At 48.5% G+C, this 22,704-nt stretch carries 23 protein-coding genes and 1 pseudogene; 21 read left to right on the top strand and 3 right to left on the bottom strand.

Features of this window, described 5'->3' with window-relative positions; translation table 11 throughout:
* Position 1 precedes the first annotated feature (1 nt).
* From pxpB to QUE23_RS06665, 3 genes are read left to right on the top strand one after another with little or no spacing between them, the layout of a single operon-like run.
* Positions 2-727, top strand: coding sequence for a 5-oxoprolinase subunit PxpB (gene pxpB, locus QUE23_RS06675; RefSeq protein ID WP_286348299.1), 726 nt, complete (start codon positions 2-4; stop codon positions 725-727).
* On the top strand, positions 720-1,109 hold the full coding sequence (locus QUE23_RS06670) for a 5-oxoprolinase subunit C family protein (protein WP_286348298.1): 390 nt from the start codon (positions 720-722) through the stop codon (positions 1,107-1,109). The genes pxpB and QUE23_RS06670 overlap by 8 nt, the downstream gene beginning before the upstream one ends.
* A complete protein-coding gene (locus QUE23_RS06665; RefSeq protein ID WP_286348297.1) occupies positions 1,081-1,659 on the top strand; it encodes a 5-oxoprolinase subunit C family protein in 579 nt (192 codons plus the stop codon). The genes QUE23_RS06670 and QUE23_RS06665 overlap by 29 nt, the downstream gene beginning before the upstream one ends.
* On the opposite strand, the pseudogene gpmI reads toward QUE23_RS06665, so the two are convergent.
* Positions 1,651-3,121, bottom strand: a pseudogene (gpmI, locus tag QUE23_RS06660) (2,3-bisphosphoglycerate-independent phosphoglycerate mutase). The gene QUE23_RS06665 and the pseudogene gpmI overlap by 9 nt on opposite strands.
* Positions 3,122-3,922, bottom strand: a complete 801-nt coding sequence (locus tag QUE23_RS06655) for a hypothetical protein (protein WP_286348296.1) — start codon at positions 3,920-3,922, stop codon at positions 3,122-3,124.
* A gap of 213 nt (positions 3,923-4,135) precedes the next feature.
* Between QUE23_RS06655 and glyS the strand changes: the two genes are divergently transcribed.
* From glyS to miaA, 16 genes are read left to right on the top strand one after another with little or no spacing between them, the layout of a single operon-like run.
* Positions 4,136-6,199, top strand: a complete 2,064-nt coding sequence (glyS, locus tag QUE23_RS06650) for a glycine--tRNA ligase subunit beta (protein ID WP_286348295.1) — start codon at positions 4,136-4,138, stop codon at positions 6,197-6,199.
* Positions 6,200-6,203: 4 nt separating this feature from the next.
* On the top strand, positions 6,204-7,463 hold the full coding sequence (locus QUE23_RS06645; RefSeq protein WP_286348294.1) for a TolC family protein: 1,260 nt from the start codon (positions 6,204-6,206) through the stop codon (positions 7,461-7,463).
* On the top strand, positions 7,460-8,530 hold the full coding sequence (locus QUE23_RS06640; protein WP_286348293.1) for an efflux RND transporter periplasmic adaptor subunit: 1,071 nt from the start codon (positions 7,460-7,462) through the stop codon (positions 8,528-8,530). The genes QUE23_RS06645 and QUE23_RS06640 overlap by 4 nt, the downstream gene beginning before the upstream one ends.
* A complete protein-coding gene (locus QUE23_RS06635; protein WP_286348292.1) occupies positions 8,530-11,592 on the top strand; it encodes an efflux RND transporter permease subunit in 3,063 nt (1,020 codons plus the stop codon). The genes QUE23_RS06640 and QUE23_RS06635 overlap by 1 nt, the downstream gene beginning before the upstream one ends.
* Complete coding sequence (locus QUE23_RS06630) at positions 11,592-11,882, top strand: DUF3240 family protein (RefSeq protein ID WP_015107457.1); 291 nt, start codon at positions 11,592-11,594, stop codon at positions 11,880-11,882. The genes QUE23_RS06635 and QUE23_RS06630 overlap by 1 nt, the downstream gene beginning before the upstream one ends.
* A 35-nt stretch (positions 11,883-11,917) precedes the next feature.
* On the top strand, positions 11,918-12,850 hold the full coding sequence (locus tag QUE23_RS06625) for an NAD(P)H-dependent glycerol-3-phosphate dehydrogenase (protein ID WP_286348291.1): 933 nt from the start codon (positions 11,918-11,920) through the stop codon (positions 12,848-12,850).
* A 10-nt stretch (positions 12,851-12,860) separates the two neighbouring features.
* Positions 12,861-13,742, top strand: a complete 882-nt coding sequence (glyQ, locus tag QUE23_RS06620) for a glycine--tRNA ligase subunit alpha (RefSeq protein ID WP_286348290.1) — start codon at positions 12,861-12,863, stop codon at positions 13,740-13,742.
* Positions 13,735-14,490 (top strand): Nif3-like dinuclear metal center hexameric protein, encoded by a 756-nt coding sequence (locus QUE23_RS06615; protein WP_286348289.1) that lies wholly within the window; start codon positions 13,735-13,737, stop codon positions 14,488-14,490. The genes glyQ and QUE23_RS06615 overlap by 8 nt, the downstream gene beginning before the upstream one ends.
* A gap of 1 nt (position 14,491) precedes the next feature.
* Positions 14,492-15,208 (top strand): zinc ribbon domain-containing protein, encoded by a 717-nt coding sequence (locus tag QUE23_RS06610; protein WP_286348288.1) that lies wholly within the window; start codon positions 14,492-14,494, stop codon positions 15,206-15,208.
* 3 nt (positions 15,209-15,211) lie between these two features.
* A complete protein-coding gene (gene waaA, locus QUE23_RS06605) occupies positions 15,212-16,396 on the top strand; it encodes a lipid IV(A) 3-deoxy-D-manno-octulosonic acid transferase (RefSeq protein WP_434801979.1) in 1,185 nt (394 codons plus the stop codon).
* Positions 16,380-17,138 (top strand): RluA family pseudouridine synthase, encoded by a 759-nt coding sequence (locus QUE23_RS06600; protein WP_286348286.1) that lies wholly within the window; start codon positions 16,380-16,382, stop codon positions 17,136-17,138. Before waaA ends, QUE23_RS06600 begins: the two co-directional genes overlap by 17 nt.
* On the top strand, positions 17,113-17,958 hold the full coding sequence (gene lgt, locus QUE23_RS06595; protein WP_286348285.1) for a prolipoprotein diacylglyceryl transferase: 846 nt from the start codon (positions 17,113-17,115) through the stop codon (positions 17,956-17,958). The genes QUE23_RS06600 and lgt overlap by 26 nt, the downstream gene beginning before the upstream one ends.
* Before the next feature lie 24 nt (positions 17,959-17,982).
* Positions 17,983-18,429 (top strand): nickel-responsive transcriptional regulator NikR, encoded by a 447-nt coding sequence (gene nikR / locus QUE23_RS06590; protein ID WP_286348284.1) that lies wholly within the window; start codon positions 17,983-17,985, stop codon positions 18,427-18,429.
* Positions 18,413-19,012: a nicotinate (nicotinamide) nucleotide adenylyltransferase gene (gene nadD / locus QUE23_RS06585; protein ID WP_286348283.1), complete on the top strand. Its 600-nt coding sequence runs from the start codon at positions 18,413-18,415 to the stop codon at positions 19,010-19,012. The genes nikR and nadD overlap by 17 nt, the downstream gene beginning before the upstream one ends.
* The gene (rsfS, locus tag QUE23_RS06580; RefSeq protein WP_286348282.1) at positions 18,999-19,319 is read left to right on the top strand and encodes a ribosome silencing factor; all 321 of its coding nucleotides are present in this window, start codon (positions 18,999-19,001) and stop codon (positions 19,317-19,319) included. Before nadD ends, rsfS begins: the two co-directional genes overlap by 14 nt.
* Positions 19,316-20,197: a tRNA (adenosine(37)-N6)-dimethylallyltransferase MiaA gene (gene miaA, locus QUE23_RS06575; protein WP_286348281.1), complete on the top strand. Its 882-nt coding sequence runs from the start codon at positions 19,316-19,318 to the stop codon at positions 20,195-20,197. Before rsfS ends, miaA begins: the two co-directional genes overlap by 4 nt.
* On the opposite strand, the gene QUE23_RS06570 is transcribed toward miaA, so the two are convergent.
* Entirely contained in the window at positions 20,178-20,927 is a 750-nt protein-coding gene (locus tag QUE23_RS06570) for a carbonic anhydrase family protein (RefSeq protein ID WP_286348280.1), read from the bottom strand. The two genes, miaA and QUE23_RS06570, sit on opposite strands and share 20 nt — an antisense overlap.
* Before the next feature lie 287 nt (positions 20,928-21,214).
* Here QUE23_RS06570 and QUE23_RS06565 point away from each other — a divergent pair, with 287 nt between their 5' ends.
* Positions 21,215-21,553: a hypothetical protein gene (locus QUE23_RS06565; protein ID WP_286348279.1), complete on the top strand. Its 339-nt coding sequence runs from the start codon at positions 21,215-21,217 to the stop codon at positions 21,551-21,553.
* A gap of 54 nt (positions 21,554-21,607) precedes the next feature.
* A complete protein-coding gene (locus tag QUE23_RS06560) occupies positions 21,608-22,606 on the top strand; it encodes an alginate lyase family protein (protein ID WP_434802012.1) in 999 nt (332 codons plus the stop codon).
* Positions 22,607-22,704: the final 98 nt, after the last annotated feature.

The following is a 22,704-nucleotide window of genomic DNA, read 5'->3' as shown; positions in this document are numbered from 1 at the left end:
AATGCGGCTTGAGTCATCGGTGGAATTTAAACCTTGCGCTGAGGATGCCCTTTTGATCACTTTAGGTGGCGCGATCACGCCTAGCCTCAACGCCAAGGTGCGCTTGTTGTGCGAAAAGTTAAAGGCACAAAGGTTACAAGGGGTGTTAGAGCTACTACCCGCTTACACCTCTTTACTTGTGGTTTATGACCCTTTGATCCAAACCTACGCTAACTTGGTGCAGTGTGTGAAAACCCTTAGCCTAGACACTTCAGCAGAGAAAGAGCAAGAAGTCTATTTAGTGGAAGTGCCCGCTTGTTATGAGTTGGGGCTGGATTTAAAGAGCGTGGCAGAGCAAACGGGTTTGAGCGCGGCGCAGGTGGTAGAAAAGCACAGCGGGCGGGATTACTTGGTCTATTGTTTGGGTTTTTTGCCCGGTTTTATTTACTTAGCCGGGCTAGACCCTGCGTTAAAGTTGCCCCGCCTTGCCACACCTAGACTGGAAGTGGCCGCAGGTTCTATTGGCATCGCCAACGACCAAACCGGCATTTACCCCATAACTAGCCCGGCCGGCTGGCACATCCTCGCACAAACCCCCATTAGCCTATACATCCCCACACAAGAGCCCCCTGTGTCTATTTTTGCGGGCGACTATGTCCGCTACAAGCCCATCACTTTACAAGAGTTTAAAAATAGCCCACACACCCTAAAGCGCACCCCCGTGCCAAAGACAAGTCTCAATGCCTAGTGTGCGGGTGCTAAAGGCGGGGCTGTGTACCACCGTTCAAGACTTGGGGCGGGTGGGGTATCAAGCCTTTGGAATCCCTGTGAGCGGAGCTATGGATGCCTTTAGTGCCTGTGTGGCAAATTTTTTAGTCGGCAACGCTAAAGAGCAAGCCCTCTTAGAAATGACTTACACGGGCGACACCCTAGAATTTTTAAAGCCCATGCAAATTGCCCTTGCGGGGGCAAATTTAAGCCCTAAGCTTAATGGGGGGCGGATTGCTAATTGGGAGTCTTATGCCGTGCGGGCGGGGGACATTTTAGAGTTTGGGCGGCTACTTGACGGGGCTAGGGCATATTTGGCCTTTAGCGGGGGGGGTGCAAGTGCCCCTAGTGCAGGGCAGTAGGGCGACTTATGTGCGTGCTAAAATTGGGGGCTTTTGTGGGCGGGCATTGCAAGAAGGCGATGCACTCTTGATCGCCCCAAGCCCCCCGCAGAAAAAACGCCTTTTGCCCCAAAACCACCGCCCCCTTTATGCCAAAGAAACGAGCCTACCCGCCCTTTTAGGCACAGAAGCGCATTATTTTAACCTGCAAAGTGTGCGCCGCTTTTTCCACTCCGTCTACACGATTAGCCAAAGAGCCGATCGCATGGGCATTTGCCTAGAAGGGGAAGCTTTAAAGCGGCGTTTGTTAACTGAGCTGGTGTCTAACCCTTTAGTGCTCGGCAGCGTGCAGGTGCCTAGTGACGGACAGCCCATCGTGCTCATGGCAGACAGGCAAACTTTGGGGGGGTATCCTAAAATCGCCACTTTGCTCAAGGAAAGCGTTTTTGCCCTCGCCCAAATGCTGCCCGGGCACAAGGTGCATTTCATCCCCCTCAAATTAGAGCAAGCACAAGCAAGGTATAAGGCCTTCTATGAAAACCTCGCTAAAGTGCAAGAGATTTTAAAATAAAGCGGGGTCCATGCTGCTAGGCACAGCAAGCTCCATCAGCTTCAACACGCTGGCGGCGACATTATTCAGCCCGCCGTTTTTCAAGCGTTTGACTCCATGCCCCATCACAAAACAATAGACCTCGTAGGTGGTGTGGTTGGTGAGCGTTTGCTCGCCCTCTTGCATGTGTTCGCAGTTGCCATGGTCGCTGGTGAGCACCAAAGCGTAATCGAGCTCTTTAGCCAGTTGCACGATTTGCCCTAGAGCCTTATCCACCGCCTCCACAGCCGCCACCGCCGCTTTAAAATTGCCCGTGTGCCCCACCATGTCCCCATTGGCAAAGTTGACAATGATTAAATCCTTGCCCTTTTGCATATGCGTACAAACCGTGTCCGCCACGCCAAAAGCGCTCATTTCGGGGCATAAATCGTAGGTTTTAACCTTGGGGCTTTCGATCAAAACCCGCTCTTCATTTTTAAAGGGTTCTTCTATGCCACCATTAATGAAAAAGCTCACATGGGCATATTTCTCGGTTTCGGCGATGTGGGTTTGGGTTAAGCCCGCCTCAGCCACCACTTGGGCTAAGGTGTGGGTGATGTTGGGCTTTTCAAACAGCACGGGGTAGGTGAAGTTTGGGCTGTAACTGGTCATCGTGGCGATGTAAAGCTCGGGGGGGGCTTTAAAGCCCTCTAGTTTGCCCCCCGTGCCTAGAGCTTGGGCTAATTGGCGCATGCGATCGCTTCTAAAATTGATACAAATGACCCCCTCGCCATCAAACATGCCCGCATAAGCGCCAAAGCTTGCCGGCTCGATGAACTCATCGCTGATGCCTTGAAAATACATTTCTTTGATATAGCGCTCTGGGGTGAAGTCTGTCTTGTCGGCGGCGTGCACCATGCAGTTGTAAGCTTTAAGCAGCCGCTCGTAGCGTTTGTCGCGATCCATCGCAAAGAAACGCCCCGCCACGCTGGCGATGTGGATGTTCTCGTCGCAAATGGAGTTGATGTGCTCTAAATAGCCCAGCGCACTTTGGGGTAGCGTGTCGCGCCCATCGGTGATGAGGTGCAACCACACTTTTTTACCCAGCCTTTCTAAAAGCAAGGCCATGCTGGTGAAGTGCTGGATGTGCGCGTGCACCCCTCCATCGCTCATCAGCCCGATGACATGCACCACTTTGGCATGCTCGGTTACGCTTTTTAGAGCGGGGTTATCCTCAATTTCCCCCTCAGCAAACGCCTTAGAAATACGCACCAAATCTTGATAGAGCACCCGCCCCGCCCCCATGCAACATGTGCCCCACTTCCGAGTTACCCATTTGCTCTTCAGGCAGCCCCACGCTTAGGCCATGCGTTTTGAGCAGACTATAGGGGACATGCTTAAAGAGCCAATCGTAGGTGGGCTTTTTGGCTGCCAAAAAGGCGTTGCCTTCAGGGTTGGGGTTATGCCCGATCCCGTCCGTGATGATGAGGAGGGTCTTTTGCATTTAAAACACCGGTGATTCTTGCATGAGGATGATTTTATCTGCCTCTTTGCTGTTCTTGGGCGTTTTGCCTGTGTGGGTGCGGTCTTTAGGGGGGGTGTATTTATACGTGCTGTGGTGTTTGGGGGGATTTTTAGTGTTTTTATGGTGGATGGTCTTATGCGTGCTGTGGTGGTGAGTGTTTTTATGTGTGCTGTGGTGTTTGGGGGCGGGTAGGGGTGGGGGAGGCGCGATTTGGGGCTCGGGCTGCATTTGGACGCTCTCCTCGTGTTTGTCCTCGTGTTCGTGTGTGGCGGTTCTTAGGGGTTTGGCTTGGGCTTCATCCACGCTTTCTTCTAAGGATGGCATTAGACTTTGTAAGGTTTTGATCTTGGCGACAATGTCTTGGTAATATTCATTAGCGATTTGATCGATATGTTCGTTCTTTTGCCAACGCAAACCCTTGCGGTAGGACTTGATCATGTTCTTTAAATCCCCTTTGTTAGTGCGCTTCCAGCTGATTAAAGTGTCTAGGGCGACTTTAGAGGCGAAGTTTTTGTCTTTAATGAGCAGGTCGCCATACACGCTTTGCATGAACCGCGTGTTGCGCTCGTTGTAGAGTTTCAACACACCGGGAACATAAGCGTGGTAAATGCCCGCGCTTGGGTCATTAAAATCCACCCGATACATGCCCGCGCAAGATTCCTTCCACGCAATGGCGGCCAACTCGTAGCCCAAATTTTCTTTAAAGCCGTAGCGGTAGGCATAGACTAAAATGCGCTTTTGGTCAGCGTTAAAGTGGCGCGGGTCCACACACTCGGCCAAAGTTGCTTTTTTCAGGTAATCGGCACTTAGACTGTGAGGCAAACAAAAAAAAGCCAAAAAAGCCCACGAAAGAGACCGCAAAATCCCAAAAACCGCCCGGTGCGCACAATGCATAACAAACCTCTTAAGAGTTTTTAATCACTTTTTGTTATAATTGTAGCAAAAGTAACCCTTGAAACACCATAAACTACGACTAAAACCACAGGAGCTTACTTGAACCAAGCCCTCCTTGTTGAAATCTTGTTAGAAGAGTTGCCCGCAAAGCCCCTTTTGCAAGAGCTCTCTCAAATGCCAAATAAATGGCAAGCTCTTTTGAGTGCACACGGCTTAAGCACCCCAACAGAGTTTAGCTACACGCCCACAAGGCTCGTGCTGCACGCCAAGGACTTCCCCACCCACACGCCCGCAAGCCAGCAGGAGCACTTTGGCCCGCCCCTAGCAGTGGGGGTTACAAACAACGCCCTAAATCCCATTGGGCGTAAGTTTTACGAGAAGCTAAATTTAGAAGTGCCAAGCGTGTGGCAAACAGCCACCAAAAACAATAAAGAAGTGCTGTATGCGTGTGTGCAAATAGAGCCCAAGCCCACCGCCCCTCTCTTAGACGGCTTGATTTTAGACTTCTTGCAAGCCTTAAACTTTAACAAGAGCATGGCGTGGGGAGAGGTCAAGACCCGCTTCATCCGCCCCATCCACAACATTTGTGTGCTGTTTGGCGGCGCAGAAGTTCCCCTATGCCTCTGCGAAGAAAACTTTTCTTGCACCACAAAACAAGCCACAAAATGGCACTTTTCCAAAGGCTTTGGCTGGCATGAAACGTCTAGCATCGATGCCTATTTTGACACTTTAAAAAAGGGTAAAGTCCTTTTAGACCCTAAAGCTAGAGAAGCCAAAATCTTAAAGGAAATCCACGCCCTAGAGCAAGAACACGGCTTTAAGGTGCAAGTGGATGGCGATTTACTCGCTGAAGTGGTGGCGATCACAAGCTACCCCACTGCCCTTTATGGCAAGTTTGACCCTGCATTTTTAACCCTGCCCCCTGAAATCATCACGACCTCCATGCAAGAACACCAACGCTATTTTTCTATCTTTAAAGACGGGGCATTGCACGCTGGCTTTGTTGTGGTGAGCAACACCCCACTAGAGAACCTAGCAGACTTTAAGGACATTGTGGCGGGCAATGAAAAGGTGCTTAAAGCCCGTTTGAGCGATGCCATGTTTTTTTATGAGAACGATTTAAAAGCCCCCTTTGTCCCCGCCACGAACGCCCTAGTGCAAATCGCCTTCGTGCAGGGCTTGGGTACGCTAGCGGATAAAGTCCAAAGAGAGCAGGTGATCGGGCAAACATTGGCACAAAAATACGCCCCCCATTTGCAAGCCGACCTAGAACAAGCCATCGGCCTTTCTAAACTAGACCTTTTAAGCGAAGTCGTCTATGAGTTCCCTGAATTGCAAGGCATCATGGGGGCTTATTACGCCAAAGCCAAGGACTACAAAGAAAGCGTTTGCACCGCCCTTAAAGAGCAATACCTCCCAAATAGTGAAAACGCCCCCCTACCCTCTAGCCTTTTAGGCGCATTGCTAAGCTTAAGCCACAAGCTAGATAGTTTGTTGGCCCTTTTTAGTGTGGGCAAAATCCCCACGGGCTCTAAAGATCCCTTCGCCCTGCGCCGCGCGTGCAATGCCCTTTTACGCATTTGCCTGCACTTTGATTTACCCTTTGATTTGCAAAAAGACATGCAAGAGTTGGCTAAAAATTATCAAGGCTTTGACACTGCCCTTTTAAAAGACTTTGCCCTAGAGCGGCTAAGCCACATTTTAGAAAGTAGTCTGCAAGGCTACACCCCAAATGTTTATAGGTCCGTGCTTGCCGGCATCGCCCAAAGCAAGGGAGTGTATGAAGTCTGCCAAATTGCTAAGAAGGTGCAGGCGTTGGGGGCGTTCTTAGAGAGCACGCAGACAAGGGACTTTGTGGCGGTGTTTAAACGCGTGGCTAACATCACGCAAGATCATCAAGACAACATAGCTACAGACCCTAAACTCTTCACCCACGAGAGCGAGCACGCCCTTTACAACGCTTATACAACCTTGCAAGCCACGCCCTTTACAAGCTATTTAGAGCAACTACACGCCCTTTTTGCCCTTAAAGAGCCTTTAGAGGTCTTTTTTGAGGGCGTGCTTGTCAATGACCCCAATATGGCTGTGCAAAACAACCGCAAGAGCTTGCTGGTGGCGATTTACCGGGCGTTTTTAAGTGTGGCAGAAGCCAAAGAATTGTAGGGCCATGCGTTTCGTTTTATTGTTTTGGGGCTTGTTGCTCGCCAATTTAAGCGGGCGTAGTTTCACTTTAGCCGAGTTTTTTAAGCGGGTGGAGCACAATTCTATGGAGCTCATCCAAAAAAAGGCAAACTTCATCAGCCTTTTAGAAAATCAAAAAGCTACCAATGCGTGGGATTTTCCTTACATTTCTAACGAAACTTCTATGGTACGCAACTACCAAGGCATTGCCGAGCCCCAACCCCGCACGGTGTTGATGATTAAACCAAAACTGCCATGGGTGAGCCGTTTGCTTGCTAGAAGTTTATCCATTAAAAATGTGCAATACCGTAAGAGCTATGAACTCAGCCGTAACCTAGCCTTCATAGGGGCCAAGCGGCTGTATTTAAACTATGTTCTTAATATTGAAAAACACAATATTTATGCTAGACGCGAAGAAATTTTTCACTCCCAACTTAAAGCTGCGGAAGAAAAGGTTGCTGCCGGGAGCATGTCTAAAAAAGACTACATCAACTTCAAAAACTCTTACCTAGAGTCTAAACTTGCCAAAATCAACATGGAAACGCTCATCATCAACCAAGAGCGCACCCTAAACACCATGCTTGCCATTGTCGATCCCATAGGGCGTAATGCCCGTTTTTCTAGCTTTGTGGATCAAGAACACCAAATCAAAATCCCCGAATTAAAATTTGAATATGTACATTTAGGCGAGCAGACCCTAGAAAGGTTTTTGCAACACTCCTTGTATGTAGAAGTGCTGGACTTGGCGGCTAAGGACTACCGCGTGAATGCTAATTTAGCCAACCGCGACATCTTCCAAAACTTTGAATTTGGCTTGGGTACAGAGAGCTACAACTCTGCCACAAATTTATCCATGGAGTTTTACATTCCCTTGCCCGTAACACCCAAGAACATCCACTTAAAACGCAAATACCTCGCCCTAGAAAACGGCACTTTGGCTAAAAATGTGGTGATGAAACGCAACATCCACATCAACGCCAACGCCTATTTAGACCAATTAGAAACCAAAGAGCGTTACATCAAGATTCAAATCGATGCGATCGACAACAAGGCAAAGCTCATGGAAATGGGGCGCGTGGCTTACGAGGCGCAAAAAATCGGGCTGTTTGAGTACTTGTTTTACCAAAACGCCTACATGGACGCACTGATTGCTCTAGCTGAGGCGCGGATTGAATATGTCAATATCACCGCTCTTTTGGAGGAAACTTTGGGCCAAACCCTCACACGCATAGGGAATGTGTATTGAAAGCTTTCATTTTTCTTTTGTGCTTTTGTGCGTTGCAGGCTTATGAAGAGATTGCACTAACTCCCAAACAAATTGAAAGTTTGGGGCTTAAGGTGGTGTCTTTGGATCAAAAATTTGCCACGCGTGGCTTGCCCTTTAACGCCTCCATCGACTTTAATAATTTCAACCTCAAACACACGGTGATCCAAAGTTTGAGCTTCAACGCCACAGTGGTGGCGATTTATAAAAACGAGGGCGAATTTGTGCATAAGGGCGATCTCATCTGTGAGATCAGCTCCATTGATTTAAGCAATCTCTACTTTGAGTTGCAAAACAACAAAAATAAATTAAAAGTCGCCCTAGATGTCAGCACCAAGGACCACGAGCTGTATAAACAAGGCGTGATCGCCAAAAGGGAGTACCAAAACAGCTTTTTGATCAGCCAAGAGATGAGCCTTAAAGTACGCCAGCTGGAAACCACTTTCCAAAATTTTGGCATCGACCCTAAAGACCCTTTGGGACTATATGGCTTTCGAATCATCGCCCGCAACAGCGGGATTCTCTCCATCGCCCCCAAAGTCTTGGGCGAAAAGATTTTGCCCTTCACAACCTACATCCGCATCTCAGAAAACAACGACCTCATCGCCCGCATTAAATTGCCCGTGAGCCTCTCACGCTACATCAAACGGGGCTCAAGGGTGTTTGACCAAATGGGCAATGCCATTGGGGCGATCCAAAGCATCTCTGTGGTGCTGGATAAAGACTCTAACACCATTTTAGCCACCGCCCGCATCGAAGCGGGCAATTTCCATGTGGGCGAGACGACCGATGTCTATATTGAGGGGGCAAAGCCCAAAAATTCGCTTTTTATCCCCTCCAGTGCCGTCATTAAAAACGACCAAGATTATTTGATTTTTGTGCGCACCAAAAAGGGCTTCATGCCCACTGCTGTCAAGATCATTGAAGAACGCAACCATGTGTTTGTCATCAGTAGCCAAAACATCAATCCGCACGCCAAGGTCGCCACGGGGGCTCTGGTGAGCTTAAAGGGCATTGTCAATAACTTAGGGGACGAGGGGGACGAGTGATGCTGGCCTCTCTCATTGAGTTTTCCCTAAGACAGCGCATCATTGTAGTCATTTGCGCCTTCTTGCTCTTGCTCTTTGGGCTGTATAGCTTTTTCACCACACCCATAGACGCGTTCCCTGACATGTCGCCCACACAGGTCAAAGTGGTGCTGAAATTGCCCGGCAGCTCCCCCGAAGAAATGGAAAACAATGTCGTCCGCCCCCTAGAGTTAGAACTCTTGGGTTTAAAGGGCGAAAAGTCTTTAAGGAGTACTTCTAAGTATTCTGTGTGCGACATCACCATTGACTTTGCCGATGGCATGGACATTTATTTAGCCCGCAACATGGTCAATGAAAAGCTCTCTTTGGTGTTGCCAAACTTGTCCCCTGATTTAGAGGGGGGGATGGAGCCCATTGTTACGCCCTTGTCAGACATTTTAATGTTCACCATCGATGGCAATTTGGACGACACGGACAAAAGGCAGTTGTTAGACTTTCTCATCAAGCCCATGCTACGCACGATCCCCGGGATCGCCGATGTCAATTCCATCGGGGGATTTAGCCGTGCTTTTGTGGTGGCGCCCGACTTCGACGACATGGCAAGGCTGGGCATTTCTATCAGCGATTTAGAGCACACCCTAGAGGCGAATTTAAGCAACAGCGGGGCGGGGCGGGTGGACCGCGATGGAGAAACTTACTTGGTCAAAATCCAAACCATTGCCCTCACCCCTGAAGAGATCGGCGACATCACCATCTCCACAAAAAAAGGCTTTTTACACATCAGGGACTTTGCTAAAGTCATCGTGTCTTCACGCACAAGGCTGGGCTTTGTCACGAAAAACGGGATCGATGAAACCACAGAGGGGCTTGTGCTCTCACTCAAAGGGGCAAACTCAAACACCATCATTAAAGCCGTGCGTGAAAAACTAGACAAGGAGATCAAACCCTTACTGCCCGCTGGCGTGCATACACACATCTTTTACGACCGCTCGGAATTTACAAAAAAAGCCATCAACACGGTGACCAAAACGCTCATTGAAGCCATTGTACTCATCATCATCACGCTGTTTTTGTTCTTGGGCAATTTCCGCGCAAGCATCGCCGTGGGCGTGATCTTGCCCTTGAGCCTTAGCGTGGCATTCATCCTCATCAAGCTCAACCACATGACCTTAAACTTAATGAGTTTGGGCGGGCTCATCATCGCCATAGGCATGCTCATCGACTCGGCGGTGGTGGTGGTGGAAAACGCCTTTGAAAAATTAAGCACCCACACCAGCACCACGAAGTTACACGCCATTTACCGCTCGTCTAAAGAGATCGCCGTGTCCGTGGTGAGTGGGGTCATCATCATCATTGTGTTCTTTGTGCCCATCATGTCCTTAGAGGGCATCGAGGGTAAAATGTTTGTGCCTTTGGCAACCAGCATTGTCTTTGCCTTGTTAGGCACTTTAGTTTTAGCCATCACCGTGGTGCCCGTGATCAGCTCTATGGTGCTTAAAGTGCAAGCGCATAAGGAAACCCCCCTGACGCGCTTTTTCTACTGGATTTACACCCCCGCTTTGCAATTTACGCTCAAAAACCCCAAAATCATGCTCATCGGCGCGCTCATCTTTTTGGTGTCGAGTTTGTCTTTGTTCCCCTTTGTAGGCAAGACCTTTATGCCAAACTTAGATGAGGGCAGCAGTGTTTTAAGTGTGCACACGGTGCCCTCGATCTCTTTAGATCAATCTAAGGATTTGATCTTACGCATTGAAAAGACCATCAAAGACAAGGTTAAAGAGGTGAAAATGATCGTGGCACGCACGGGCTCAGACGAGCTAGGGCTAGATTTAGACGGGCTCAATCACACCGACATGTTCATCTCCTACCTCCCCAAAGAGCAATGGAGCGTGAAGACCAAGCAAGAGTTGCTAGACAAGATTTTGGCAAGCTTGCAGGATTACAAGGGGATCAACTTCGCTTTCACCCAGCCCATTGAAATGCGCGTGTCGGAAATGCTCACCGGCGTTAGAGGGGATTTGGCGATTAAAGTCTTTGGCAACGACATTGAAAAGCTAAACGATCTGAGCGCACAGATTGTAGAAGTGATTAAGGGCATCAAGGGCTCGGACGAGGTGTTTACAACCCTAAATAAGGGTGTGAATTATCTGTATGTTACACCAGATAGGGACTCTATGGCAAATGTCGGCATCACCAGCGATGAATTTGCTAAATTCCTTAAATCCGCTTTAGAGGGGATTGTCGTGGAGTACATCCCCACGGGCATTTCACGCACCCCGGTCATCATCCGCCAAAACAAGGACATCGCCTCTAACGCCACTTTGCTAAAAAGCCTGGAGATGACTTCTAATCGGGGCTTTGCCGTGCCCATCACTTCGATCGCCAACATCACGGAGGTCGATGGCCCCGTGGCGATTGTGCGCGAGAACAGCAAGCGGGTGAGTGTGGTGAGGAGCAATGTTGTGGGGCGGGATTTAGACGGCTTTGTGCAAGAGGCGAGGAGAAAAATCGCGGCTAAGGTGCAACTGCCCCCCAACTACTACATCACCTACGGCGGGCAGTTTGAAAACCAAGAAAGGGCCAACAAACGCCTTGCCACGGTGATCCCCTTAAGCATTTTGGCGATTTTCTTTATTTTGTTTTTCACCTTTAAAAGCGTGCCTTTGTCGCTGCTCATCTTATTAAATGTTCCCTTTGCCATCACAGGTGGGCTCATTGCGCTCTTTGCCAGCCACGAGTACATCTCTGTGCCTGCGAGTGTGGGCTTCATTGCGCTCTTTGGGATCGCGGTCTTAAACGGCGTGGTGATGGTGGGGTATTTTAGAGAACTCTTAAGGCAGGGCAAGAGTGTGGATGAGGTCGTGTTTATGGGGGCAAAACGGCGTTTGCGCCCCGTGTTAATGACCGCGTGCATTGCGGGTTTGGGGCTCATTCCCTTATTGCTCTCGCATGGGGTGGGCTCAGAAGTGCAAAAGCCCTTGGCAATCGTGGTGCTAGGCGGGCTAGCCACTTCCAGCATTTTAACGCTCCTACTCTTGCCCCCGATGTTCATGCTCTTAGCCAAAAAATTAAAAGTGGTGTGATGGTTTTAGTGGAGATTTATGCAGACTTAGCGATTAAGGACATGATCGTGGACCACCTATTTGCCCACGGGCATGAGGACTTTTACTTTGGGGAGTGCTTTGAGTACGCCACTTCCACGCTTTTAAAAAGCGAAAAAGAGCAGGTGAGCGGACGCAAGGACTATGGGCTATTTAAACTCTACTTAGAGGAGGAGAGAGCACAAGTTTTAGCCAAGCAAATCCACGCCCTCAGCAAAGAGGCAACCTTATATTTGATCCCCCTAGGGGCGATCTCTACACCCCTAGCTTAAACATGCTAGAATAGAGTTTTTGCGAAAGGATGGCTATGCGTGTTGCGGTTTTTGGCGGAGGGGCTTGGGGGAGGGCATTAGCCTTTGCACTAGGGCATAAAAACCCCATCAAGATTGTTTCCAGACAGGATTTAACACCCCTACTCATGCCCTTAAACAAAGACCTTGTGCTCAAAGGGCATGAGCCCATCACACAATGTGTGTTGCAAGAAGCTTTAGAGGCGGATTTATTTGTTATTGCCATCAGCGTGCAGCATTTGCGCTCGTGGTTTGAAAAGGCCCAACTGCCTACCCACTCTAAAGTGTTGGTGGCCGTGAAGGGGGTTGAGATCGGAGGGCATTTTGTGAGCCAAATTGTGGAGACGTTCTTAAAGGGCAACAATGTCTGTTATTTAGCAGGCCCTAGCTTTGCTAAAGAGATTGTGGCCAGCCTACCCTGTGCCTTGGCGATCCACTCTACTAACCCCGAGCTTGCAGGGGAGTTTGCCTCCTGTTTGCCCGCCTTCATCCGCTCTTACATCCAAGAGGACATCAGGGGCGCAGAGATCGCCGGGGCGTATAAAAATGTCATCGCTATCGCCGCCGGGGTGTGCGATGGTTTGGAGCTAGGGCAGGGGGCCAAGGCGAGTTTGCTCTCAAGGGGACTTGTGGAAATGAGCCGTTTTGGGGCGTATTTTGGGGGCAAACAGCAAACCTTTTTGGGGCTGTCTGGGGCAGGGGATTTGTTTTTAACGGCAAACTCTTTACTCTCACGCAATTACAGAGTGGGGCTAGGCATCGCCCAATGCAAACCCCTAGCCACGATCATAGAAGAGTTGCAAGAAGTCGCCGAGGGGATCAAAACTACCAAGGCAATTGTGCAGATCGCCATGCGAGAAAACATCCACACCCCTATTGCTAAAGAATTGGATCTGCTTTTGGAGGGTAAAAACCCGCTTGAGAGCATGACTGCTTTAATCAAACGATAAGGATAACGCCGTGCTGACCTTTTCGAATATTCTATTGAAATTGCAAGAGTTTTGGGAAAAGCAAGGTTGTACCTTGTTACAACCCTATGACATCCCCGCAGGGGCGGGGACTTTTCACCCCGCCACTTTGCTAAGAAGTTTAGACTCCACCCCTTGGAGTGTGGCATATGTCGCCCCCTCACGCCGCCCCACGGATGGGCGCTATGGAGAAAACCCCAACCGCCTAGGCAGTTACTACCAATTCCAAGTCTTGATCAAGCCAAGCCCCTTAAACATCCAAGAGCTATATTTGCAAAGTTTGCAGGCTCTAGGCATTGATTTTAGCAAACACGACATCCGCTTTGTGGAGGACAACTGGGAGTCGCCCACTTTGGGGGCGTGGGGGCTAGGCTGGGAGGTGTGGCTAGATGGCATGGAGATCACGCAATTTACCTACTTTCAGCAAGTGGGCTCGATCGCGTGCAGCCCCACGCCCATTGAGATCACCTATGGCGTGGAGAGGTTAGCGACTTATATCCAACAAGTCGATTCGGTGCTGGATATTGTTTGGACGCTTAAAGACAACAAGCCCGTGTATTATAAAGAGGTGCATTTGGAGGGTGAGGTTGAGTTTAGCCATTACCACTTCAACCACGCCAATTTGGACTTTTTGCAAACAAGCTTTGAGGCTAACCAAGCCGAGGCGAAGCGTTGCTTAGAGCAAAATCTGCCCCTCGTGGCTTACGATTTTGTGATGCTCTCTAGCCATTTTTTCAATGTCCTAGATGCCAGAAAAGCCCTATCGGTGGCTAAACGGCAAGAGTGCATTCTAAAAATTAGAGAACTTGCCAAGGCCTGCGCCCTGCTTTATAAAGAGCAAGAGTCGGATAGATTAAAACGCCTGCATGCTTGAGCTAAACGAATTAATCGCCTTTTTAGATCAATTAAGCCCCTTTGGCTTGCAAGAAGACTGGGATAACTGCGGGCTGAATTTAGGCAGTTTAAACGCCCCCTATGAGAACATCGCCATCGCTTTAGAACTCACCCTAGAGCTTGTTAAAGAGCTAGAGCCTAGAAGCGTGGTACTCACCCACCACCCCTTATTTTTCAAGCCCTTCAAGAGCTTTAACCCAAGTTTATACCCTGCCAACATCGCCGCTTTGTTGTTGCAAAAATCCTGTGCTTTAATCGCCTTGCATACGAATTTTGACAAGACCCATTTAAACCCCTACTTTGCTAAGTCATTAGGCTTTGAGCGTACCAAGGAAGAGGGCATGGCGTTGGTGGCAGACATCACGCCTACAAGTTTAGGCCACTTAGCCACACAAGTGCAAGAGCGTTTAAACCTACCCTATGTGCGGCTCGTGAGTGCCAAGAATCTCATTCAACAAGTGGTGCTGGTGTGCGGGGCAGGGTGCGGGTATTTGCACACACTCAAAGAAGCCCCCAATGATCTTTGCCTCATCACGGGCGACATCAAGCACCATGAAGCCATGCAGGCACTCAGTATGGGGATTTCGCTTTTAGAAGTCCCTCACTATGAGAGTGAAAAGGCGTTTGTGCCCCTCTTAAAAGACTTGCTAGAGCCCTATATTTTGCAATTTCAAGTAAAGTGTGTTAGACTACTAGATTGTAAAAATCCATTTATGCTTAAGGTTTGACATGAACGCCCACTTAGTGCAGTTAATCCAAATTGCCAAGCTAGACAAGGACATTGAGGCTTTAGAACCCTTGATTAAGGCTAAGCGCGCTGACTTAGATAAAGCCCTAGCTACAAGACAGAAAAAGCAGACGGAATACGCCCTACTTGAGGAAGAAAAGGCAAACTTGCATCTGCAAATCCAAAAGAACGAGCAAGCCCTGCACGAAACCAACGCCAAAGTCGATAGCATCCAAAAAAAGATTTCTCAAGTGAAGAGCGAGAGGGAGCTACGCTCCCTTGGTATTGAAGAGGACATCACCAAAGAGAGGGCGAACCAAGCCAACAAAGAGATCGAACGGTTGCAAAATGAGAGCGGGCACAAGAGCAAATTACAAGAGGAATTGCAAAGCGCATTAGAGAGTTTGGAGCAAGAGATCGCCGTTTTAGAGGAAAAGGTGGAGGCAGACACCGCCGAGATTAAAGAGAAACAACAGGCGATTTTTCAAGAGAAACAAGATTTGACTTTAAAAATGGATCGTAAACTCATCGCCTTTTATGAGAAAATCCGCCGTTGGGCCGGCAACACCTGCGTGGTGAGTGTGAAAAAGCAGGCCTGTGGGGGGTGCTTTATCCGTATTAACGATCGCACCTACGCTGAGGTTTTAAGCAGCAGCGACATTTTGACTTGTCCGCATTGTGGGCGGATTTTATACATAGACACCGCACAATCCGCTTAAGGTTTGGCTTTTTTCAAGTTTGTGTATTTAGGGCTTTTGTCTTTGGCACATTGTTGCGCCACGCCTTTTTTAGCCCTTTTTAGCCTGAAGGCAAAATACCGCCACTCTTTGAAAGGGCGTTTTTTTGCCAAAGGGCATGCCCTTGAGTTTAAGCCCCGCTTGTGGTTGCACGCTTGCTCTTTAGGCGAGGCGAAGTCTTTAGAGTGTGTGCTAAATGCCTTGAAAGACACGCCCACGCTTTTAACCACGACCACACAGACGGGCTACAACCACGCCCAAAAATTAGCCAAGATCCACCCCAAACTCCAAGTGCGCTTTTTGCTCTTTGAAACTTTGTTGTTTTTATGGCGCAAGGATTTAAGTGAGCTAAAAGCCCTTGTGGTGACAGAGGCGGAGCTGTGGTTTCAACTCTTTGCGCTGGCTAAGTCTGTGGGCGCAAAGACCTTTTTAATCAACGCCCGCATTTCTAGCCGCTCTTACCCTAAATACCAACGCCTAAAACCCTTTTACACCGCCCTTTTTAAGCAGATTGATTTTATCTACGCCCAAAGTGCTTTAGACAAAGAGAGGCTAGAGAGTTTGGGAGCAAAAACACCTTGCGTTTTCCCACACACAAAACTATTCAACCCCCCCCTTTGCACCAAAACCTACCCCAAACTTAAACACTTAAGCATTGTGGGTGCAAGCACCCACCCGAGCGAGGAGGCACTGATTTTAAAAGCGTTTTTAAGCTTACAAGAGCCGGCGCAACTCATCTTAGTCCCCCGCCATCCTGAGCGCTTTAAAGAGGTGAAAAACTATTTAGAAAAGCACCCAAAATTAAAGGGCGATTTTAGTTGTTTCTCTAGGGGTTTGAAGTGGGATAGTAAAGTGCTCTTGATAGACGCACTGGGGGAGCTGATTAACTTTTATGCGATCGCCGACATTGTGATTTTGGGCGGGGCGTTTGCGCCCATCGGCGGACACAACCCTCTAGAGCCCGCCTACTTTGGGGTAAAACTCATCAGTGGGACACATATTTTTAACCAAGAGGCGTTGTTTGCATGCGTGCAAAATTTCTATTTGGTGCAAGCGGATCAACTCACCCAAACTTTAGCAGCACATGCCACGCTCAAGGCGAGCAAGATAGACACCAAAGAGCAAGAATTACAAACCTTAATCAAGGCCATCCATGTTACAGGCGTATAAAATCCTAGCCAAACAGCGCAACATTTCGCACAAAGAGGCAAAAAGGCTCATAGACAGGGGGCTGGTGAGCGTGAAGGGGCAGAGGCTAAAATTAGCTAGAGAACTCTTAGAGCCACACACCTTTTTAAGCGTGCTGGAGTGCCAAAGCGCGGTTTTAGCTAAAGAGGCAGAGTTTTTAGCCCTAGACAAAGCCTTTAATGTGTCGAGCTTTGAGCTAGAGCGCACGCACAAGCCCTATCAGTTGATACACCGCTTAGACCAAAGCACAAGCGGGGTACTCTTACTGGGTTTGGGGGAATTTTACAAAAAAGCTCTAGAGGCGTTTAAAGAACGCAAAGTCTATAAAGAGTATGTCGCTTTAGTGCAAGGGGTGCTAGACAAGCCCTTAACTTTAAAGCAACCCTTAAGCGTGCAAAAGAGCCACATAGAGGATAAAAAGGGCTATGTGCGGGCGTTTGTCCATAGCAAGGGCAAGAGGGCGGTAACGCACATCACCCCACTTAAGAGTTTCGAGCAACAAACTTTAGCCAAAGTGGTGATTGAAACGGGCGTTACGCACCAAATCAGGGCACATTTAGCCCACGCTAAACACCCCATTGTGGGCGACATTTTCTACGGCGCAAAGCCCCACCCACATTTTTTCTTACACGCTTTGAAATTAGAGTTGCTTGGGCACAAATTTAAGGCCCCCCTGCCCCCCCACTTTAAGGATTTTTGTGAGTTACTGGAACACGATTTATAGCCACTTTAGCCCCATCGCTTTTACTCTCTTTGGCATTCCCGTGCACTGGTATGGGCTTGCCTATGTGAGCGCCCTTTTAGTGGCGTTTTTTCTTGCTAAAAGGGCGTTGAAAACCGACCCTAAACGATTTCCCATTAACCAAGCTAATTTTGAGAGCTATTTTTTATACGCTGAGGTGGGGGTAGTTTTGGGCGCGAGGCTGGGCTATATTTTGATCTATGACCCAAATACGCTTTACTATCTCAAAGCCCCGTGGCAAATCTTTAACCCCTTTTACGAGGGGCAATTTATCGGCATTAGAGGCATGAGTTATCACGGCGGACTGGTGGGCTTTTTGGTGGCTTCGTGGGTGTTTAGTCGGGTCAAAAAGCAAAACTTTTTAGTGTATTTGGATTTGATCGCCGTGAGTTTGCCTTTAGCCTATGTCTTTGGGCGCATTGGCAACTTTTTAAATCAAGAGCTCTTTGGGCGTGTGGTGCCACAGGGCGATATTTTCGGGGAGAAAATAGGCATTTTGGTGCATGGAGTATTGCGCTACCCTAGCCAACTCATTGAGGCGTTTTTGGAGGGCTTTTGTGTGTTCTTGGTGATTTGTGTGGCTAGGCATTACAGCAAAACGCATGGCATGCTCATGGTGGTGTATGGCTTTGCTTACGCCTGTGCGCGCTTTGTGGCGGAGTATTTTAGGGAGGCGGACGCACAGCTGGGCTATTATGTGTGGCATTTGAGCATGGGGCAGATTTTGAGCTTTTGCATGGTGCTGGTGTCTTTAGGGCTGTGGGGCTTTATCAAACTTGATAAATCCACCCAAATGCGCTAAAATGGCGGCTTTTAGAGGAGTGCCATGGAAAATAAAGAAGATGCCATCATTAGGTTTTCGGTGTCCTTGCAACAAAATCTTTTAGACGAGCTAGACAACCGCATCATTAAAAACGGCTATTCGTCCCGCTCCGAGCTGGTGCGCGACATGATTAGAGAACGGCTCGTCGAAGACAGCTGGTCTAGGGCGGATGCTGAGGATAATTGTGGCTTGATTGTGGCGGTGGTGGTGCTCATTTACGATCACCACCAAAGAGAGCTCAACCAGCGCATGATCGACATCCAACACGAGAGCCACATCAGCATTTTATGCACCACGCATGTGCACCTCGATCAGCACAACTGCCTAGAAACCATCATTTTAAAGGGCAAGCCCGCCGATATCATGCACCTACATTTAGAAATCGGAGGGCTTAAGGGAGTGAAATTTTCCAAGCTCACCAAAGCATCGAGTTTTGAACACAACACCTAAGCCCACCATTGCGCTTTATGGGGGGAGCTTTGACCCCCCGCACATCGCCCATTTAGAAGTGGTTTACCAAACCCTAGCAAGCTTTGCCCTAGATCAATTCTTTATCCTCGTGGCGCACCAAAACCCTTTTAAAAAGCCCCCCGCCTTCACACCCCAGCAACGCCTGCTGTGGATGCAAGAACTCTTAAGAGGCGTGGATAAGGTTGTGGTGAGCGACTACGAGATCCAGCAAAAACGCCCCGTGCCCACCATTGAGAGCGTGCGTTATTTCCACCAGACCTACGCCCCACAAAAACTCTACTTTGTCATGGGTACAGACAATGTAGAGGGGTTGAAAGACTGGGAGGGCTACAGCGAATTGACACAGCTGGCACATTTTATTTTGGTGCAAAGACAGGGCTACCCTTTAAGCACGCCCCCGAGCTACCCCCACTCTTTTTTATCCCTAGATAAAATCAAATGCCCCATCTCATCCACCCAAATTAAAGCCCTGCTAGAAAAACACCAAATCCCCCCCTACCTGCCCCCTTTGGTGCAAAGCGGGGTGTTGACAACCTTTAAGGAGAACCATGAGAATTGCTAGAATTGTTGCCCTACTTGAGGAAAAGAAGGCGGAAAATGTCGCCACCTTTGACTTAAGAGAGCAAGACTACATCACAGAGCATGTGGTGATCGCCACCGCCCTAGCGGGCAAACACACCCTAGCCTTGTTAGACCATTTAAAAACCACGCTCAAACCTTTAGGCGAAGAATTTTACGCCGTAGATGAGAGCAATGAAGAGTGGATCATCATCGATTTAGGCGACATCATGATCCACATTTTCACCCAAAGTTACCGCGAACGCTTTGATTTAGACGGGTTTTTAAAGACCTACAACAAAGCGCATTGAATTTAATCGCCATCATCGGGGCTAGTGGGAGCGGGAAGAGCGCGCTAGGACTAGAGCTTGCGCTCGCCTTAAACGCCCCCATTGTGTCTTTAGATTCGCTGAGTGTCTATCAAGAGCTCGACATCGCCAGTGCCAAGCCAAGCCCTAAAGAGCTAGAGATTGTCAAGCACTATGGCATAAATGTCTTAAAAATCCCCCAAAAGAACAACGCCCAAGTTTTTAAAGCTGAACTTGAAAGGGCTATGTTAGAACACGAAACGCTTTTAATTGTGGGGGGGAGTGGGTTTTATTTAAAATCCGTGATTGAGGGACTAAGCCCACAGCCCACACTCACCACAACCCAAGAGCAAGAAATTTTAGAGCAAATCAAAGCCCTAAAAGACCCCCACGCCTTTTTAGCTAAAATAGACCCCACTTATGCCAAGAGTGCCACAGACCCCTACCGCACCACGCAAGGGCTTAAACTCTACTTTGCCACCAACACCCCTCCAAGCCTTTATTTTCAAGAGCACCCCAAAGAACCCTTCAAACACCCCATTAAGGTTTTTGTTTTGGCGTTAGACAAGACCGTGCTACACGCCCAAATCGCCCAGCGCACAAAGGACATGCTAAAGCAGGGCATGGTGCAAGAAATTAAAGAGTTGGCCGAAAAGTACGGCACGCACTGCCAACCCTTTAAGGCGATTGGCCCTAAAGAGTGCCTGCAATATTTAAACCATGAGATCAAGTATGGCGAGCTAGAGGGCTTGATCACCACCCACACCCGCCAACTTGCCAAACGCCAAACGACTTTCAATCAAACATTTAAAAACGCCCGCTTTTTAAGCTCGCTTGAACTTAAAAAGGAAGTTTTACGCCTTAACGTTCACGCACAATAGCCGAGCTTTTGACAATCACGCGGTTATAATCCTTTTGCAAGGGACGTTGGTTGGACTTGTTACGCATGATTTTTTGGATGTCTGCAAATTGTTGGGGTGAGAGGCTTAGAGTTTCTTCAAGGACAAACCAAGTCACACCCTCCGTGCAGGGGGGTGTGGTGAGCGAGCCGTTGAAGTGGTAGTAGTGGATCGTGTCTGGCAAGAGTTTGTCTAACATCAAAGGTTGAGGGGGTGTTTTGTGTTGATAAGCGTTTAAAAGGGGCGTTAAGAAGGGGTTTTTTTGCCCAATTGTAAACCCAATCCCCACCACCAATAAACGCCCTTGAGCGTCTTTATGCACCAGGTGCATGCTCAAGGGCTGGCGCTTGCCATGGATGGCAAATTCCATGGGGATATGGAAGTGTAAATTCACCAGCTTGTACTCGTGATCTCTATAAATGACAGAATTGCTAGGGTGGGCAAACTTAGCCACAAAAGTGTAGTGGGAATACTCAAGCGAGGTGGGCACCGTGCTGTGGTAATCAAAGCTAAAATCTTCTTTGTCGGGGGAGTGGTAGTAATGCTCAATGTTGAAAGGCGATTGATTTTTACCAGTTTTGCAGACCTCATAATCTCTGTGTAACTTATCCCAGTGTTTAGCTCCCGTGTGGTTTTCATAGCCCCAATTCTCATTCCCCGAAGCCATCAGCACACCCAAAGATAAACCAAAGAGCAACAAGCTTTTTTTCATAAAAATCCTTTTTAAGCAGACTAGATTCACAGCATAGCGCAGATTATTTGCCAAAGATCAACAAACCCCACTAACCCCCTCAAAAAACCCAAAATGCGGCAAAGTGGTAACACTCTTTAAACCCCAAACCCACAAAGCCTTTAACACACAAACACCCCTTCAGGGGGCAGGATTTAAATACATCAAAGTTTATTTTTTGTTTAGACAAAGGGTCTAGAATCGACGTTCGTTTATCCATAAAGGATGCCCATGCATTTACCCAAATCTAAATTCTTAAAAGGCATGCAGTGCCCCAAAGCGTTGTGGCTAGACAAATACAAATAAAGGTGCGTTCCAAATCACCCAAGAATTTTCAAAAAGCAGAGGGCATGCGCCAAACCCCTAAAATGGGGAGCAACACCTCCGTTAAATGCGTTCTACCTGCGCTTGTGCCCTACTTTGAAAACGCCTATAAAGATTTGGAGTTGGTGCATAAGGGTCAAGAGGCGATGGCAATCTACGCCCAAATGCCTGGCACATGCCACAAGAGCCACAAGAGCAAGCCAAAAAAGCCCCTTTGGCGCATTGCAAGCCTGGCACTTTGGCGATGGTGCAGGTGCTCAAGGCACTCAGGGAAAAGCGCATAGGGGTTGGTTAACCCCGTCGCCCAAGAGTGCATGGATTGCCTTAAGAAACACACAATGAAAGCCTTCCTCTTGGGGCTGTGTGTCTTAAGCACTCTGCAGGCTACGCCCTTTATTTTTAAAGATTTTCGCGCCCACGATTTAGAGCATGCGATCCATTTGAAAAGAAAACTAAACAAGCAAATCCAAACTTGCCCAGAGCTCAACACTTTGCCCCACTACACAGAAACGGGCGAAAGAAAGGCGGATTTTTGCACCAAAGAGTTTAAGCGATCGGCGGGTTTAGCCTATGATTTGGCTTTGGGCTTTCACACAAGCGGCAAAATGGAATACGCTCAAAGGGCACAAGAGATTTTGAATCAATGGGCGCAAAGCCTACACATTGTGGGTTCTAAAGAAGCGAAAAACCTCATCAACTTTTACATGCCCTACATGGACATGGCCTATCTTTTTATCCGCGCTAAGTTTCCCAGCCCCGCCTTTGAACACTTTGTGCGCCACATGCTAGAGTATGCACGCCTTAACAAAGACAACAATATCGGGGCGTGGAGCGTGCTCTTTGTCGTGAGCGGCGCATTGGTGCTAAACGACCATGCCCTCTTGCTAAAAATGGCGCATCAATGGCAGGCATGGCTTTTAAACGCCATTGATGACCATGGCGTGATGGTTAAAGAGATGGTGCGCAGCAACACGGCCGATTACAATGGTGGCCCCACTAAGGGCATTAAGGGCATTGGCTACACGCATTTTGCCCTCACCCCCATCAGTGTGGCCGGGCAACTGCTGGCTGAAAATGGCTTTGATCTATGGCACACCTCTGCGGCGCAAAAACTCTTTAAGGCCTATGACAAGGCTGCGCAGTGGGTGCTTGCCCCTACAAGTTTTCCTTACTACCAGCCTGGCCTGATGGGAGTTCATAAAAATGCCTATTTTCTGCTCTTAAACCAATACTTTAAAAGCCTAGCAGGGCAAGAGGCGATTAAACAAGACGGCTTTAAGGCGGATCGCTTCAGGTTGGAGTTTAACGAGGTTTTAACAGCCACGCTGCCCCATTAAAGCGTGAGATTTACGCGACTCTTTGAGATCTCTTGAAAGCACGCCGAGCCGTTCTTTGAATCGCCAAAACAGAACTTTGGCTTTGTCTCTTGCCCTTG

Source organism: Helicobacter felistomachi, assembly GCF_030296895.1.
Taxonomy (GTDB): Bacteria; Campylobacterota; Campylobacteria; order Campylobacterales; family Helicobacteraceae; genus Helicobacter; species Helicobacter felistomachi.
Note: the sequence above shows the minus strand (reverse complement) of the source record. Positions and strands in the feature narration are given on the sequence as shown.

Coding starts and splice junctions, on each gene's coding strand:
- pxpB (WP_286348299.1), top strand. CDS start 2: ATGCGGCTTGAGTCATCGGTGGAATTTAAACCTTGCGCTGAGGATGCC.
- QUE23_RS06670 (WP_286348298.1), top strand. CDS start 720: ATGCCTAGTGTGCGGGTGCTAAAGGCGGGGCTGTGTACCACCGTTCAA.
- QUE23_RS06645 (WP_286348294.1), top strand. CDS start 6,204: ATGCGTTTCGTTTTATTGTTTTGGGGCTTGTTGCTCGCCAATTTAAGC.
- QUE23_RS06635 (WP_286348292.1), top strand. CDS start 8,530: ATGCTGGCCTCTCTCATTGAGTTTTCCCTAAGACAGCGCATCATTGTA.
- QUE23_RS06630 (WP_015107457.1), top strand. CDS start 11,592: ATGGTTTTAGTGGAGATTTATGCAGACTTAGCGATTAAGGACATGATC.
- QUE23_RS06625 (WP_286348291.1), top strand. CDS start 11,918: ATGCGTGTTGCGGTTTTTGGCGGAGGGGCTTGGGGGAGGGCATTAGCC.
- QUE23_RS06615 (WP_286348289.1), top strand. CDS start 13,735: ATGCTTGAGCTAAACGAATTAATCGCCTTTTTAGATCAATTAAGCCCC.
- QUE23_RS06610 (WP_286348288.1), top strand. CDS start 14,492: ATGAACGCCCACTTAGTGCAGTTAATCCAAATTGCCAAGCTAGACAAG.
- QUE23_RS06600 (WP_286348286.1), top strand. CDS start 16,380: ATGTTACAGGCGTATAAAATCCTAGCCAAACAGCGCAACATTTCGCAC.
- nikR (WP_286348284.1), top strand. CDS start 17,983: ATGGAAAATAAAGAAGATGCCATCATTAGGTTTTCGGTGTCCTTGCAA.
- rsfS (WP_286348282.1), top strand. CDS start 18,999: ATGAGAATTGCTAGAATTGTTGCCCTACTTGAGGAAAAGAAGGCGGAA.
- QUE23_RS06570 (WP_286348280.1), bottom strand. CDS start 20,927: ATGAAAAAAAGCTTGTTGCTCTTTGGTTTATCTTTGGGTGTGCTGATG.
- QUE23_RS06560 (WP_434802012.1), top strand. CDS start 21,608: ATGAAAGCCTTCCTCTTGGGGCTGTGTGTCTTAAGCACTCTGCAGGCT.